The following is a 13,989-nucleotide window of genomic DNA, read 5'->3' as shown; positions in this document are numbered from 1 at the left end:
CATGAGCCTCGTCATCGTCGGTGCCTCGCTGGCCGGCCTGCTTGCGGCGGAGTCCGCCCGCAGGACCGGCTGGGGCGGCCAGATCACGCTCATCGGCGCGGAGGAGCACCTGCCCTACGACCGGCCGCCGCTGTCGAAGGCGCAGCTCGACCAGGGCACGGCGGACGACCTGGTCCCGCTCCGCACGCAGGCCGAGCTGGACGAGCTCGGCGTGACGACGCTCCTCGGGACGCCGGCCACCGGCCTCGACACGGCCGGTCGACGGGTGATCGTCGGTGACACGTCGGTCGCGTACGACGCGCTCGTGATCGCCACCGGAGCCACGCCGTACCGGCTTCCCGGTACGGACAACATCGCCGGCGTGACGGGTCTGCGGACCCACGCCGAGGCTGTCGCCGTACGACGGGCGCTGGATGCCGGTGCGCGCACCGTCGTGATCGGTGCCGGGTTCATCGGCTCCGAGATCGCCTCGGCGGCCCGCAAGCGGGGACTGCCGGCGACGATCGTCGAGCGCCTCGACGTACCGCTGAGCAGGTCGCTCGGCCCGGAGCCCGGCGCGATCTGCGCCGACCTGCACCGCGCCGCCGGCACCGACCTGCGGCTCGGCGTCGGCGTCTCCGGTCTGGAGAGTACGGGCGGCCGGGTCACCGGCGTCGTGCTGGACGACGGCACGACCGTGCCGGCGGACCTGGTCGTCGTCGGCATCGGTGTCCGACCTGCGACGGCGTGGCTCGAGGAGAGCGCGATCGCCTCCACGACGGCGACCGCGGCGTCCTCTGTGACGCCTCGCTGGCCACCTCGGCACCGGGTGTCTGGGCAGCCGGCGACGTCGCCCACTTCCCGAACAGCCGCTTCGACGGTGACCTGATGCGCCTCGAGCACTGGACCAACGCCGCCGAGCAGGGCGCGCTGGCCGCGCGCAACGCCCTCGCCGCACCCGGCACGGAGCTCGCAGAGCTCGACACCATTCCGTACTTCTGGTCGGACTGGTACGGCCACCGGCTCCAGTTCGTCGGCACCCCGCGCGCCGACGAGGAGGTCACGGTCGGTCCGCGTGGGCCGGGCGCGATCGTCCTCTACCGTCGCGGCACCCAGCTTGCTGGCGTCCTCACGATCGACAGGCCGCGCGACATCATGAAGTTCCGCCGCCTGGTGATGGAGCCGGGCAGCTGGGACGAGGCTCTGTTCCAGGCGAACGAGCGGGTCGAGGCGACCGTCTGAACCCCCGGGCTGGCCGTCAGCGGGCCGTGCCGAAAGCCTCCAGGTAGCGCAGCGCCAGCTCGACCTCGGTCCGCCCGGATGCGAGCGGAGCCCCGAGGAGCGCTTCGGCCTGGGCCACGCGGTACCTGACCGTGTTCTTGTGCACGGTCAGGTGCCGCGCTGCTGCATCGACACTTCCCGTCGTCAGCAGCGCGTGCAACGTCTCGCGCAGGCGGGCGTTGGCTTCGGTGTCCTGGGCCAGCTCGCCGAGCGTGCGCTGCACGAACCGGTCGGCGGCGGCGCCTGCGCTCGAGATGATCGACAGCACCTCGACGTCGGCGAACAGCGTGATCGGCCGGACGGCGGGGGAGCGCAGCGAGATCCGGAGAGCCTCCTGGGCCTCGATGTGGCTGAGCCGGAAGCCGTCGGTGCCGGGCAGGGCCGTGCCCGCGGCAGCACGGATGCCGCGTTCGCCGAGCCAGGTCGAGCTGGCCAGCAGCGCCTCGCGGTGGGGAGCTGCGTTCGTGGCGAGCCAGCACCACAGGTCGCGCCCACCGGGGCTGACCAGCAGCGGGTTGCGGCTGCCGACGCTGCGGGCCAGCTGCATGGCGGCGTCTCGCAGGTCGCTCACGCGCTCGGGCGAATCCGCGCGGAGCAGCAGCGCCGTGTGGCGTGAGGACAGCGGATAGCCGCCGAGGGCGGCGGACAGCTCGCGCGGATCGGCCGTCGTGCCGGTCGCGGCGTCGAGGATGCCCCGCACCGTCACCAGCGCCTGGGCCGCTGCGCCCTGACGGAGGCGGTCCTGCTCGTCCTGGAAGATCTCGACCGACGCCACGATGGAGGCGTTGAGCCAGTCGCTGGCGCGGTTCCAGATGAAGATGATGAACCCTGCCTCGTCCCCGGTGTTGCCGGGGAAGGCGCGGGCGGCGGTGGTCAGGTAGTCCCAGACCGCCTTCTGGGCGACGCGATAGGTCTGGAAGAGCTCCGTCAGCGGACGCCCGCGCAGCGCCATGTCGGCCGCGAAGTCGGCAGCCGCCTGCACAAGCTGGACCTCGCGCGCCGGCTCCCGGAGGCTGGCCAGGAACGACAGCCAGTGGGCGCGCACGGACGTCTGCAGACTGTCGGCCAGGACCGCGTCGCCGGCGATCGCGGGGATCTCGCTGAGGGTCGGCCCGGCGATCCGCTCGACCCAGGTGTCGAGGGCAGCCGGCTCGCTCTCGGCCGTGACGAAGGCCGCGACGAGCGACTCCAGGGCGACGTCCTTGCTCATGCTCAGACCGTATCGCGCAGCGATTGGTCAGATGTACAAGACCGGGGGCGGATCTTGGCGATCGGGGCCGAGAAGGCACTCCCGGGATTGTGAAAACGTCCTGTTCTGGTTGTGGCGACCGCCACAGAGAGCAGGGAGAAGGTCACCGTGGGTGCAGCGCCCGTCGACTACGACGTCCTCGTGGTGGGATCCGGTTTCGGTGGGTCGGTGACCGCGCTGCGGCTGACCGAGAAGGGCTACCGCGTCGGCGTACTCGAGGCCGGTCGCCGGTTCGCCGACGACGACTTCGCGAAGACCAACTGGGACGTGAAGCGCTTCTACTGGGCGCCGCGCCTGGGCTGCTACGGCATCCAGCGGATCCGGGTTCTCAAGAACGTCGTCGTGCTCGCCGGTGCGGGCGTCGGCGGTGGATCGCTGGTCTACGCCAACACCCTCTACGAGCCGCAGACCGACGCGTTCTTCCAGGACCAGCAGTGGGCCGGCATCGCGGACTGGAAGCAGGAGCTGGCGCCGCACTACGACCAGGCGAAGCGGATGCTCGGCGTCACCCTCAACCCGACCGTGACCGCCGCCGACGAGGTGCTGCAGAAGGTCGCCACGAAGATGGGCGTGGGGGAGAGCTACCACGCCGCTCCGGTGGGCGTCTTCTTCGGCCGCGACGGTGCGAAGGAGCCCGGCGCCCTCGTCCCGGACCCGTTCTTCGGTGGTGAAGGGCCGGACCGCAACGGCTGCCTGGAGTGCGGCGAGTGCATGGTCGGCTGCCGCCACAACGCCAAGAACACCCTGGTGAAGAACTACCTCCACCTCGCCGAGAAGGCCGGCGCCGAGGTGCTGCCGCTGACCACGGTCACCCGGGTCGCGCCTCGACCCGAGGGTGGGTACGCCGTCGAGGTCCGCCCGACCGGACGTCGCGGACAGCGCCACCACCGCACCCTCACCGCCCAGCACGTCGTGATGGCAGCCGGCACCTGGGGCACCCAGGAGCTGCTGCACCAGATGAAGGCCTCGGGGGCGCTCCCTCACCTCTCCGACCGCCTCGGCCACCTCACGCGCACCAACTCGGAGTCGATCTGCAGCGCCAGCCTGAAGCTGAGCAAGCGCAAGGACGCCGACTTCCACCACGGCGTCGCGATCACCTCCTCGATCCACCCGGACGAGCGGACCCACATCGAGCCGGTCCGCTACGGCCAGGGCTCGAACTCGATGTCCTTCCTGCAGACGGTCATGACCAACGGCGGCGGCCGGCTGCCGCGACCGCTGCGCTGGCTGCTCGCGGTGCTGCGCCACCCGCTGAACTTCCTGGCGCTCTACCTCGGCATCAAGGACTGGTCGAACCGCACGATCATCGCGCTGGTCATGCAGACCCACGACAACTCGATCACGGTCTTCGGCAAGAAGACCTGGCGGGGTCGGCTCAAGCTCTCCTCCCGCCAGGGCCACGGCGAGCCCAACCCCACCTGGATCCCGGCCGCCAACGAGGCGACCCGGCTGATGGCCGAGGAGATCGGGGGAGCGGCGTACGGCAGCACGGGGGAGATCTTCGACATCCCGATGACGGCGCACTTCCTCGGCGGCGCGGTCATCGGCGCGACGCCGGAGGACGGCGTCATCGACGCCTACCACCGGGTCTTCGGCCACCCCGACCTGTACGTCGTCGACGGTGCCGCCATCTCGGCGAACCTCGGCGTGAACCCGTCGCTGACCATCACCGCCCAGGCCGAGCGCGCCGCATCGATGTGGCCCAACAAGGGCGAGGTCGACCAGCGCCCGGCGCCCGGCACGACGTACGTCCGCGTGCCCGCCGTGGCGCCGCGCGCTCCCGTCGTACCTCCCACGGCGCCGGCGGCGCTGCGCCTGCCGATCGTCGAGATCCGCAGCACCGACCGCGAGGTCCGTGCGTGAAGACCGACGCGAAGCCCGGGCTGACCGGGATGTCGCCGGCGAGCCAGAAGGTCGCCCGGGAAGCGCTCGAGAGCAGCGTGCCCTTCGTGGCGCTCAGCGCCATCGGCAGCTTCTACGCCTTCGTGGTCGACACGTTCCGGAAGATGTTCACGACGCGCTTCCGGTTCCGCGAGTTCGTCTCGCAGGCGTGGTTCGTGATCACGGTGTCGTTCGGGCCGGCGCTGCTGGTCTCGATCCCGTTCTGCGTGATCATCATCTTCCAGGTCAACCAGCTGCTCATCCAGATCGGCGCGGTCGACCTCGCCGGCGCCGGCGCAGCGGTCGCCGTCGTGCGTGAGATCGGCCCGATCGTCAGCGTGCTGGTCGTCGCGGGCGCGGGCGCCACGGCGATCTGTGCCGACCTCGGCTCGCGGACGATCCGCGAGGAGATCGACGCGATGAAGACCCTCGGCATCGACCCGATTCAGCGCCTCGTCGTGCCCCGCGTGGTGGCCTCGACGCTCGTTGGAGTCGCCCTCAACGGCGTGGTCACCGTGGTCGGCCTGGTCGGTGGCTACTTCTTCTCGGTCGTGCTCCAGCACGCGACGCCGGGGCTCTACGTCTCCAATCTGACGCTCCTTGTCGGCCTGCCCGACTTCCTCGCCTCCGAGCTCAAGGCCGGCGTCTTCGGCATGCTCGCCGGGCTCACCGCCTGCTACCTCGGCCTCAACGCCAAGGGCGGCCCGAAGGGCGTCGGCGACGCGGTGAACCAGACCGTCGTCTTCGCCTTCATGTTGCTCTTCGCGGCCAACAGCGTCATCTCCACCGTCTTCCTCACGATCAAGCTGGGAGCCTGAGTGAGCACCACCGAACGCACGCCGTCGGCGCTGGCCCGCGCCGCCGCTGTGCCCGGCACCCGGCTGCGTGAGCTGGGCCGGCAGCTGGCCTTCCACCTCGAGGCGTTCAGCCACTTCCCGCGGACGCTGCACCGCTACCGGGGAGAGATCGTGCGCCTGCTCGCCGAGGTCAGCCTCGGCTCGGGTGCTCTGGCGCTGATCGGCGGCACCGTCCTGGTCATCGGCTTCCTCACCGCGGCCTCCGGGATCGAGGTCGGGCTGCAGGCGTACACGTCCTTCGACAACATCGGTGTCGGCGCGTTGTCGGGCTTCTTCTCGGCGTACTTCAACACCCGTGAGGTGGCCCCGATCATCGCCGGCATCGCGCTCACCGCGACGGTCGGTGCGGGCTTCACCGCGCAGATCGGTGCGATGCGCGTCAGCGAGGAGATCGACGCCCTCGAGGTCATGGCCGTGCACCCGGTGCCGTTCCTGGTGACCACGCGGATCATCGCCGGCCTGATCGCCGTCGTCCCGCTCTTCTGCATCGCGGTGATCATGTGCTGGCTAGCGACCCGGCTCGTCGTGACCGTCGGCTACGGCCAGCCGAGCGGCAACTACCAGCACTACTTCGACACCTTCCTGATCCCCGGAGACCTCTTCCTGGCGATGGTGAAGGTGCTCGTGATGGCGCTCGTCGTCGTCTCGGTCTGCTGCTTCCACGGCTTCCACGCGAGCGGTGGTCCGGCCGGTGTCGGCAGGGCCGTCGGCGCGGCCGTGCGTACGGCGCTGATCGCCACCATGTTCGTCGACCTGATCTTCGGCATCGCCATCTGGGGCGGTCCGTCGGTCCACATCTCGGGGTGACCTCAGTGCGTCTCATCGACCGTCAGCTCCGTCTCGGAGTGACCTTCATCCTCCTGCTCGGCCTCGTGATCACGGCTGCCGTGCTCCAGTACCGCGGCGCCTTCCGCGACACCATCCCGGTCACGGTGGCGGCCGACCGCGCCGGCCTGACGATGGACACCGGTGCTCCGGTGAAGTACCGCGGCGTCCAGGTGGGCACCGTCCGCTCCATCACGGCCCGCGACGGCGACGTCGAGATCGGACTCGCCATCGACAAGGACGCCGTCGCCAAGGTGCCGCGCGGCCTGACCGCCCAGCTCGTCCCGCCGACGGCGTTCGGTGCGCGCTACGTGCAGCTCACCCCCACGGGTCACGGCACGGGCACGATCGCGCCGTCGCAGCAGATCGCCGCCGACCACGTGACCGTCGAGGTCGACGAGGCGTTCACCCACCTGACCGACGTCCTCGATGCGGCCCAGCCCGACCAGGTCAACAACGCGCTGACCGCGGTCGCGGGTGCGGTCGACCAGCGCGGCCAGCGGATCGGCATGCTCATCGACCAGTCCGACCGCTACCTGTCCTCGCTGCGGCCCTCGCTCGACACCCTGGCCTCCGACGTACGCCGCGGCGACGACGTGATCGCCGGCTACGACAAGGCGACACCCGACTTCCTGCGGGTCTTCCGCAACCTGACGCGGACGAGCGACACCCTCGTCGCGAAGCAGGGCGCCCTCCATGCCTCGACCCGCGAGCTGCGCGCCTTCAGTGACGCCACGCGACTGCTGGTCCGCGGGGCGGAGTCCGGACTGCGCTCCAGCCTGATGCTGCTCGCGCCGGTGACTGCGCTGCTCGACCGCTACTCACCCGAGCTGCCCTGCCTCGTCGGCGGCCTCGCCGGCGCCAACAAGCTCGCCGAGAACGCTGTCGGCGGCACCAACCCGGGCGTCACCACGATCACCCGGATCCAGCCCGGCGCCGAGCCGTACCGCTACCCGCGGAACCTCCCGGTCGTCGGCGATCACCGCGGCCCCGGCTGCTACGGCCTGCCGTGGGTCGACGGCGACGAAGCCCGTCAGCCGAGCCCGACGTTCGTCTCGGGTGCCAACCCGCACGCCGGACCGGCGACCACGCCGCAGCAGGACGTCTCGACCACGCTCTTCGGAGCCCTTGCAGGACTGGTGACCGGACGATGAGTGTGCGCAAGCAGGAGGCCCGCGACCTCACCAAGCTCGCGGTGTTCATGGCGTTCGCCGTGTTCGTCACCGTCTGGCTCGCGGCTGTCACCGGTGACATGCAGGCGGGGGAGAAGGCGGACTACCAGGCGCGCTTTGCTGACGTGTCCGGGCTGCAGGTCGGGGACCAGGTCCGCGTCGCCGGCGTCTCGGTCGGCCGGGTCACGGCGATCGACGTCCAGAAGGACGCGACCGTCCTGGTGGGATTCGACGTCGACCACGCGCTGCGGCTCAGCATGGCGACCTCGGCCGTCGTGCGCTACCGCAACCTGATCGGTGACCGGCTGCTCGAGCTCGACCGCGGTGCGGCGTCCGCGCCACCGCTCGCCCCCGGCGGCACGATCGCTCTCGCCCGGACCGCCCCCGCGGTCGACCTGGACGCACTGCTCAACGGCTTCAAGCCACTCTTCGCCGGGCTCGACCCGGCACAGATCAACCAGCTCTCCGGCCAGCTCGTCGACGTCCTCCAGGGGCAGCAGAGCGCGGTCGACCACCTCGTCTCGTCGGTCGGCTCCTTCACCTCGACGCTCGGCGACCGGTCGGTCCTGATCACCCAGGTGGTCACCAACCTGAACTCCGTGCTCGGCGAGGTCGCTGACCGCAAGGACGGCCTGGGCCAGCTCGTGACCCAGCTGAGCGACCTCGTCGGGGGACTGGAGAAGCAGGACAGCCAGGTCCTCGACGCCGCCGGCCAGATCAGCACGATGGCCCGCTCGGGCGCCGATCTGCTGGCCCGGTCACGCGGCGACCTCACGCCGACGCTCGACGGTCTGCGGGCCTCCGCCCACGGTCTCAACCAGCACGCCAACGCGCTCCAGGCGCTGCTCACCCAGTGGCCGAAGCACTACGCGAAGATCCAGGACACCGCCTCCTACGGCGCGTTCTTCAACTTCTTCCTGTGCGGGATCCGGCTGCAGTTCACCCGTGACGGCGGCGCGTCGTCCGGGCCGTACATCCGTAGCCAGGCGGCGAGGTGCCAGCGATGAAGAACGCCCTGCGCGGCGTGGTGGGCACGCTGCTGATCGCCGGCGTCGTCCTCTCGACGCTGACCTACCGGAACTGGCCGCTGGTGCGGAACACCGACACCCTCCGGATCGAGTTCGCCGAGGCCGGCGGCCTCAAGGAGAACGACGAGGTCGTCCTGTCCGGTGCCAGCGTCGGCAAGGTCTCCGACATCCGCCTCGACGGGGCCAGGGTCGTCGTCACCGTCAAGCTCTCCGACCACGACCTGGTGCTCGGCGACGACACCCGCGCCGACATCGTGACGGTCACGCTCCTGGGCCGTGCCGCCGTGCGGCTCGAGCCGCGGGGCCGCGGCGATCTCGCCGAGGGCTCGACCATTCCGATCAGCCGCACCGGCTCGCCGTACGACGTCACGCAGGCGCTCAGCCAGCTCACCGGCGAGGCGCAGCAGATCGACACCGACCAGCTGTCGACGGCGCTTCGTCAGGTCTCCACGACGTTCGCGGGCACGCCCACGGAGCTCGGCCCGGCGCTGAGCGGCATCCGCAAGGTCTCCTCGACGATTGCCTCCAACGACCAGGCACTCCAGGACCTGCTCGCCCACGCCAGCGACGTCACCGGGGTGCTCGCCTCGCGCGACCGCGACATCGCCCGTCTGCTCACCTCGGGCAACGACCTGCTCTCCGAGCTCGACGCCCGCCAGCAGGTGATCACCGGGCTGCTCTCGAGTGCCCGGTCGCTGTCACAGCAGCTGACCGCCGTCGCTCGCGAGAACGGCGCCGTCCTGCCGGCGACGCTGACCGAGGTCAACCGGGTCGTCGCCCTCCTCAACCGCAACAAGCAGAACCTCCAGATGACCATCACCGGCCTGCGCAACTACGCGACGGCGTTCGGTGAGGCGATCTCCAGTGGACCGTTCTTCGACGCCTACATCCAGAACCTCACCTCGCCCGGGACGCTCGCTCCCGTCATCTCAGGACTGAACAAGTGATGGCCTCCCTCTCTGCTGCCCAGCGTCGCCCGCGGCTCCTGGTCGGCATCGTGCTCGCCCTCGTCGTCGGCACGGTCCTGGTGCTCCGCTCGACCGGCGACAGCACCGTCCTCGCCCGCTTCGACACCGCACCCGGCCTGTACGCCGGCGACGACGTCCGCGTCCTCGGCGTCAAGGTCGGCACCGTGAAATCGGTGAAGTCGCGCGACGGTGGTGTCGACGTGCGGTTCACGCTCGACGGCTCCGAGAAGGTGCCCGCCTCTGCGCATGCCGCGATCGTGGCCCCGAGCCTGGTCAGTGGGCGGTTCGTCCAGCTCGCGCCGGCCTGGACCGGAGGCCCGGAGCTCGGGGACGGGGCAACGATCCCGGCTGACCGCACCGCGGTGCCGATCTCGTTCGACGAGGTCAAGAAGGAGCTCACCGACCTGAGCACCGCTCTGGGACCGCAGGCCGGGAAGCGCGGGTCGCTCAACGCGGCGATCTCGACGATCGAGGCCAACCTCGCCGACGGCAACAGCACGCAGCTGCGCGCCTCCGTGGCCGCGCTGCACGACGCGGCGGCCTCGCTGGCGTCGGGTCGATCCGACCTCTTCGCCACGATCCACGACCTCGACGTGTTCACCAAGAACCTCGCGGTCCACGACGCCGCCGTCGGTGGGTTCACCACCGAGCTCGACCATGTCTCGACGGTGCTGAGCGACAACCGCACCCAGGTCACCGGCGCCGTCCGCGACCTGCGCACCGCGCTCCATGCGTCTGCTGGCGTCCTCGGGTCCAACCAGGCCGAGCTGACGCGGGCGCTCCGGTCGACGACGACCCTCACGGGCACGGTCGCCTCCCGTGCTGACGAACTTGCCGGGGTGCTCCACGTGGCGCCGCACTCGCTGATGGGGCTCTACAACATCGTGGACCGGCAGGCGATCACCGGCCGCGCCGTCCTCGCGAACGTCGACAGCGTCGCCGCGCTGCTCTGTTCGGCCGTCCTCGGTGCCGGCGGTACGGCGGAGGCCTGCCGCACCGCCCTGCTTCCGCTCGTCAACCTGCTCGGCCTCGACCGGGCAGGCACCGCGATCCCGGGTGGCGCAGGTGCCCTGACCGGCGGGACGTCGCCCGTCTCGCCCGACACCACGAAGGCCGTCACCGGCCTCCTCGAGCAGCTCGGCGGTGGCCTGTGAGGCGCCGGGCCGCTGTCGTCGCAGCAGGCGCCATCCTGCTGGCCGGCGCGACGACGGGCTGCGACCTGCAGCCCAACTCCTACACGTTCCCCGGGCAGAAGGCAGTCGGCGACGACGGCTACACGCTCACGGTGACCTTCGACAAGGTGGAGAACCTCGTCCCCAACTCCAACGTCCAGCGGGACAACGTCACCATCGGCACGGTCACGAAGATCGCGGTCGACGACGACTGGCACGCCCGCGTGACGCTGCGGCTGGCCGACGACCAGCAGCTGCCCAAGGACTCGCGGTTCGCGATCGGGCAGAAGACGCTGCTCGGCGCGCAGTACGTCGAGGTCTCGGCGCCCGCCGCCCGCAGCGGTGCCCGGACGGCGTACCTCGCGGAGGGGGCGTCGGTGCCGCTCGCCCAGACCGGCACCTACCCCTCGACCGAGCACGTCCTCGGTGCGGCCTCGCTGCTGCTCAACAACGGCGGCCTGTCGCAGATCAGCACGATCACCGGTCAGCTGAGCACCGCACTCGACGGCCGGGTCCAGCAGACCCGTGACCTCGTCGACCAGCTCGACCAGCTCCTGGAGGTGCTCGACTCCAACCGGGGCGACATCGTCCACGCGCTCGACGCGCTGGCCTCGCTCTCGCAGGACCTGCGTGCCGACCAGGCGACGATCGGACGCGCGATCGACCGGATCACTCCCGGCCTGCGTGCCCTCAACGCCGAACGCGGCCAGCTCGTCGACGCGATCCGCGCGACCGGCCGCCTCGGTGTCGACGCCGGCCGCGTGATCGAGGTCAACGAGCGGGCGCTCCTAGCCAACCTGGCGTCGCTGCGTCCGGTGCTCGGCCGCGTCGGCGCCTCCTCCGACCAGCTCGTCGATGCGCTGAAGATCGGCTTCACCATCCCGTTCCCGGCGATGACGACGACCAACGCCATCCGGGGCGACTACGCCAACCTCTTCGCCACACTCGACCTGAGCACCTCCTCGCTCGCGCAGATGTGGCTCGGCGGGGGAGCGGCGTTCCAGTCCGGTGATCCCGTCACCGCACCGCTCGCGACGCCGCGGACCGCACCCTCCCCGACAGGTACGCCGACCGGTGTCCCGGCCCCGTCGGCCGGCGGCACCACGGCGCCTGACCCGGGCACGACATCGCCGTCGCCCAGCCCGTCGCACAGCTCGTGCCCGCTCCTGAAGATCCTGGTGGGTTGCTCATGATCCTCACGCCCCTGGTCCGGCGACAGCTGCGGATCTTCGTGGTCCTCACCGTCGCCTGCGTCGGTCTCACCACCGTCGTCTACGCACGCGTCCCGCAGATGCTCGGCATCGGTGTCTACGACGTCTCTGCGGACTTCACCGACGCGAGCGGCCTCTATCCCCGGGCGATGGTCACCTATCGCGGGGTCGAGGTCGGCACCGTGTCGGCGCTGAAGCTCGACGGCGACCGGGCCCGCGCGGTCCTGCAGCTGACGTCCGGCACGGCCATCCCCGCGGACGCCGTCGCCGAGCTGCACAGCACGTCCGCGATCGGCGAGCAGTTCGTCGACCTGGTCCCGGGCACGTCCTCGGCGGACCTCCACGACGGATCGGTGATCCCGGCCGAACGGACCCGCTCGATGCCGCAGATCACCCCGGTCCTCGACAAGCTCAACGGCCTGTTGAAGTCCGTGCCGACGGAGAAGACGCGTCGCGTCCTGAAGGAGCTCGACGAGGGCCTCGGCGGCTCCGGCGACGACCTCGGCGGCACGATCGACAGCACCAGCGAGATCGTGGCGGCCGCGAGCAAGGAGCTCGACTCGACCCGCTCGCTGATCTCGACGCTCCAGCCGGTGCTGGCCACGCAAGAGCAGCAGATGGGCCACACCCAGGCGTACGCCGCGTCGCTCGCCCGCTTCACCAGCGAGCTCGCCGCGCGCGACGGCGACCTGCGCGCCCTCCTGACCAGCAGTCCTCGCGACCTGCGCACCCTCCGCGGCGTCGTCGACGACGTCCGCCCGACGCTGCCGAAGCTGCTCCGGAACACCACGGCAGACGCCCGCCCGCTCAACACCTACCTGGCCAACCTCGAGCAGATCCTGGTCGTCTACCCGGCGACGGTCGCGCGCCTGCAGTCGACGGTGAACCCGCGCGCCCGCCAGGGCGACGTCCAGCTCGACCTGCGCGCCAACCTCGACACGCCCCGCCACTGCACGACCGGGTACGTCGGCACGGCCGCCCGCCGCTCGCCCTCCGACGGATCGGTGCGTGCGGTCGACGGCACCGCGCACTGCGCCGTGGCCCCCGCGGATCCCTCGAGCGTGCGCGGCGCCCGCAACCTGCCGTGCCCCAACAACCCGTCGCTGCGCGCCCCACTGCCCGCGGGCTGCGGACTCTTCTTCGGCAGCACCGACATCACGGGCACGGGACAGCCGGTGATGTCCGACCTGGCTGCGCTGATGCTCGGTGCCCGCGGACTCGACGGGGCACACGGCGTACCGCTGGCGGGGTCGCCGCCGGCTGACGGACAGGGCTGGCAGTCGCTGGTCCTCGGACCTCTGGGAGTGTCATGACGACCGCACTGCTCACGCGCCTGCGCCCATCCGCGTGGAGCGTCCTGATCGGGCTGGTTGCCGCTGCGGCCGTCGCCTCGGGTGTCCACAGCGGGCTGGTCCTGCGCGACCAGCACCGTGAGACGTCCGGCCGGGCTGCCGCCGTCGCCGCCGCCTCGACCGAGGTGGCCGGGCTGATCTCGGTCAGCCAGAAGACGACGGCCGCAGAGATCAACCAGCTCAAGGCCGGTGCGACCGCTGACTTCGCCTCCGAGCTGGGGGAGCAGTCGGTGGCGCTGCGCCGTGCGTTGCAGGCCCAGAAGGTCACCTCGACCGGGTCCGTCGCCTCTGCCGGCGTGGTCGCATGGGAGCCGTCCCGGGCCCGCGTCCTCGTCGCAGCGGTCGGCGAGGTCGCCAACCGGCGCTCGACGACCACCACCCCGCGTGCATACCGGCTGCGGGTCGACCTGCGCCACGTCGACGGACGCTGGCTCGTGAGCGACATGGAGTTCGTGGCATGACCGTCCTCGACGAAGAGACCCCGGCGGCGCGCTCGCTCACCCTGCCCGCACTGCGCCCGACGTTCCTGCGTCGCGGTCCTGCCGGCTCGCGGCGCGCGTGGCTCGTGGCGGCAGCGGTCCTCGTGGTCGCTGCCGTGGTCCTCGCCGTCCTGGTCCATCGGGGCCAGGCGCTCGACACGGCGCGGGCGGAGGCCGCCTCCAGTGCCCGGACCCGGATCCCCGCCCTGCTGAGCTACCGGCACGACGACCTCGGCCACGACCTGGCCCATGCCGTCGACCAGACGACCGGGTCCTTCCGATCGGACTACGAGGCCCTGGTCGCGAAGACCGTCCGTCCGACCGCGGAACGCCGCAAGGTGGACACGACCGCCACGGTGAGTGGACTCGGCGTGGTCCGGGCGAGTGCTTCGCGGGTCGTCGTCCTCGCCTTCCTGACCCAGTCCACCGCGCGGGCCGGTGGCGCACCGGTCGTCAGCGGCAGTCGCGTCGAGGTGACGATGGTCCGGGTCGGCGACCGCTGGCTCATCGGCGACCTGAAGCCGGTGTGACGTGG

At 71.2% G+C, this 13,989-nt stretch carries 14 protein-coding genes; 13 read left to right on the top strand and 1 reads right to left on the bottom strand.

Annotation, left to right across the window (positions count from 1 at the left end):
- Position 1: 1 nt before the first annotated feature.
- Positions 2-868: an NAD(P)/FAD-dependent oxidoreductase gene (locus EPD65_RS00185; protein ID WP_243640355.1), complete on the top strand. Its 867-nt coding sequence runs from the start codon at positions 2-4 to the stop codon at positions 866-868.
- Complete coding sequence (locus EPD65_RS16465) at positions 868-1,221, top strand: oxidoreductase C-terminal domain-containing protein (protein ID WP_243640354.1); 354 nt, start codon at positions 868-870, stop codon at positions 1,219-1,221. Before EPD65_RS00185 ends, EPD65_RS16465 begins: the two co-directional genes overlap by 1 nt.
- A gap of 16 nt (positions 1,222-1,237) precedes the next feature.
- Here EPD65_RS16465 and EPD65_RS00180 read toward each other — a convergent pair whose 3' ends face one another.
- Positions 1,238-2,470, bottom strand: a complete 1,233-nt coding sequence (locus EPD65_RS00180) for a PucR family transcriptional regulator (protein ID WP_131580728.1) — start codon at positions 2,468-2,470, stop codon at positions 1,238-1,240.
- A 147-nt stretch (positions 2,471-2,617) separates the two neighbouring features.
- Between EPD65_RS00180 and EPD65_RS00175 the strand changes: the two genes are divergently transcribed.
- The 11 genes from EPD65_RS00175 to EPD65_RS00125 are packed head-to-tail and all read left to right on the top strand — an operon-like array spanning position 2,618 to position 13,984.
- A complete protein-coding gene (locus EPD65_RS00175) occupies positions 2,618-4,372 on the top strand; it encodes an FAD-dependent oxidoreductase (protein WP_131580726.1) in 1,755 nt (584 codons plus the stop codon).
- Entirely contained in the window at positions 4,369-5,208 is an 840-nt protein-coding gene (locus EPD65_RS00170) for an MlaE family ABC transporter permease (protein ID WP_243640353.1), read from the top strand. The genes EPD65_RS00175 and EPD65_RS00170 overlap by 4 nt, the downstream gene beginning before the upstream one ends.
- Positions 5,209-6,054: an MlaE family ABC transporter permease gene (locus EPD65_RS00165; protein ID WP_131580724.1), complete on the top strand. Its 846-nt coding sequence runs from the start codon at positions 5,209-5,211 to the stop codon at positions 6,052-6,054.
- Between the two features lie 38 nt (positions 6,055-6,092).
- A complete protein-coding gene (locus EPD65_RS00160; protein ID WP_207891354.1) occupies positions 6,093-7,226 on the top strand; it encodes an MCE family protein in 1,134 nt (377 codons plus the stop codon).
- Complete coding sequence (locus EPD65_RS00155) at positions 7,223-8,251, top strand: MCE family protein (RefSeq protein WP_131580720.1); 1,029 nt, start codon at positions 7,223-7,225, stop codon at positions 8,249-8,251. Before EPD65_RS00160 ends, EPD65_RS00155 begins: the two co-directional genes overlap by 4 nt.
- On the top strand, positions 8,248-9,219 hold the full coding sequence (locus EPD65_RS00150) for an MCE family protein (RefSeq protein WP_131580718.1): 972 nt from the start codon (positions 8,248-8,250) through the stop codon (positions 9,217-9,219). The genes EPD65_RS00155 and EPD65_RS00150 overlap by 4 nt, the downstream gene beginning before the upstream one ends.
- A complete protein-coding gene (locus EPD65_RS00145) occupies positions 9,219-10,394 on the top strand; it encodes an MCE family protein (RefSeq protein ID WP_131580716.1) in 1,176 nt (391 codons plus the stop codon). The genes EPD65_RS00150 and EPD65_RS00145 overlap by 1 nt, the downstream gene beginning before the upstream one ends.
- Positions 10,391-11,605 carry an MCE family protein gene (locus EPD65_RS00140; protein ID WP_131580714.1) on the top strand — a complete coding sequence of 405 codons (1,215 nt, stop codon included), beginning with the start codon at positions 10,391-10,393 and terminating at the stop codon, positions 11,603-11,605. Before EPD65_RS00145 ends, EPD65_RS00140 begins: the two co-directional genes overlap by 4 nt.
- Positions 11,602-12,936 carry an MCE family protein gene (locus EPD65_RS00135; protein ID WP_131580712.1) on the top strand — a complete coding sequence of 445 codons (1,335 nt, stop codon included), beginning with the start codon at positions 11,602-11,604 and terminating at the stop codon, positions 12,934-12,936. The genes EPD65_RS00140 and EPD65_RS00135 overlap by 4 nt, the downstream gene beginning before the upstream one ends.
- Positions 12,933-13,436 carry a hypothetical protein gene (locus EPD65_RS00130; RefSeq protein ID WP_131580710.1) on the top strand — a complete coding sequence of 168 codons (504 nt, stop codon included), beginning with the start codon at positions 12,933-12,935 and terminating at the stop codon, positions 13,434-13,436. Before EPD65_RS00135 ends, EPD65_RS00130 begins: the two co-directional genes overlap by 4 nt.
- Complete coding sequence (locus EPD65_RS00125) at positions 13,433-13,984, top strand: hypothetical protein (protein ID WP_131580708.1); 552 nt, start codon at positions 13,433-13,435, stop codon at positions 13,982-13,984. The genes EPD65_RS00130 and EPD65_RS00125 overlap by 4 nt, the downstream gene beginning before the upstream one ends.
- The last annotated feature ends 5 nt before the right edge of the window (positions 13,985-13,989 follow it).

Origin of the sequence: Nocardioides jejuensis (assembly GCF_004337475.1) — a bacterium.
Taxonomy (GTDB): domain Bacteria; phylum Actinomycetota; class Actinomycetes; order Propionibacteriales; family Nocardioidaceae; genus Nocardioides; species Nocardioides jejuensis.
This window is presented reverse-complemented; position numbering and strand designations above follow the sequence as displayed.

Coding starts and splice junctions, on each gene's coding strand:
- EPD65_RS00185 (WP_243640355.1), top strand. CDS start 2: ATGAGCCTCGTCATCGTCGGTGCCTCGCTGGCCGGCCTGCTTGCGGCG.
- EPD65_RS16465 (WP_243640354.1), top strand. CDS start 868: ATGCGCCTCGAGCACTGGACCAACGCCGCCGAGCAGGGCGCGCTGGCC.
- EPD65_RS00180 (WP_131580728.1), bottom strand. CDS start 2,470: ATGAGCAAGGACGTCGCCCTGGAGTCGCTCGTCGCGGCCTTCGTCACG.
- EPD65_RS00155 (WP_131580720.1), top strand. CDS start 7,223: ATGAGTGTGCGCAAGCAGGAGGCCCGCGACCTCACCAAGCTCGCGGTG.
- EPD65_RS00150 (WP_131580718.1), top strand. CDS start 8,248: ATGAAGAACGCCCTGCGCGGCGTGGTGGGCACGCTGCTGATCGCCGGC.
- EPD65_RS00145 (WP_131580716.1), top strand. CDS start 9,219: ATGGCCTCCCTCTCTGCTGCCCAGCGTCGCCCGCGGCTCCTGGTCGGC.
- EPD65_RS00135 (WP_131580712.1), top strand. CDS start 11,602: ATGATCCTCACGCCCCTGGTCCGGCGACAGCTGCGGATCTTCGTGGTC.
- EPD65_RS00130 (WP_131580710.1), top strand. CDS start 12,933: ATGACGACCGCACTGCTCACGCGCCTGCGCCCATCCGCGTGGAGCGTC.
- EPD65_RS00125 (WP_131580708.1), top strand. CDS start 13,433: ATGACCGTCCTCGACGAAGAGACCCCGGCGGCGCGCTCGCTCACCCTG.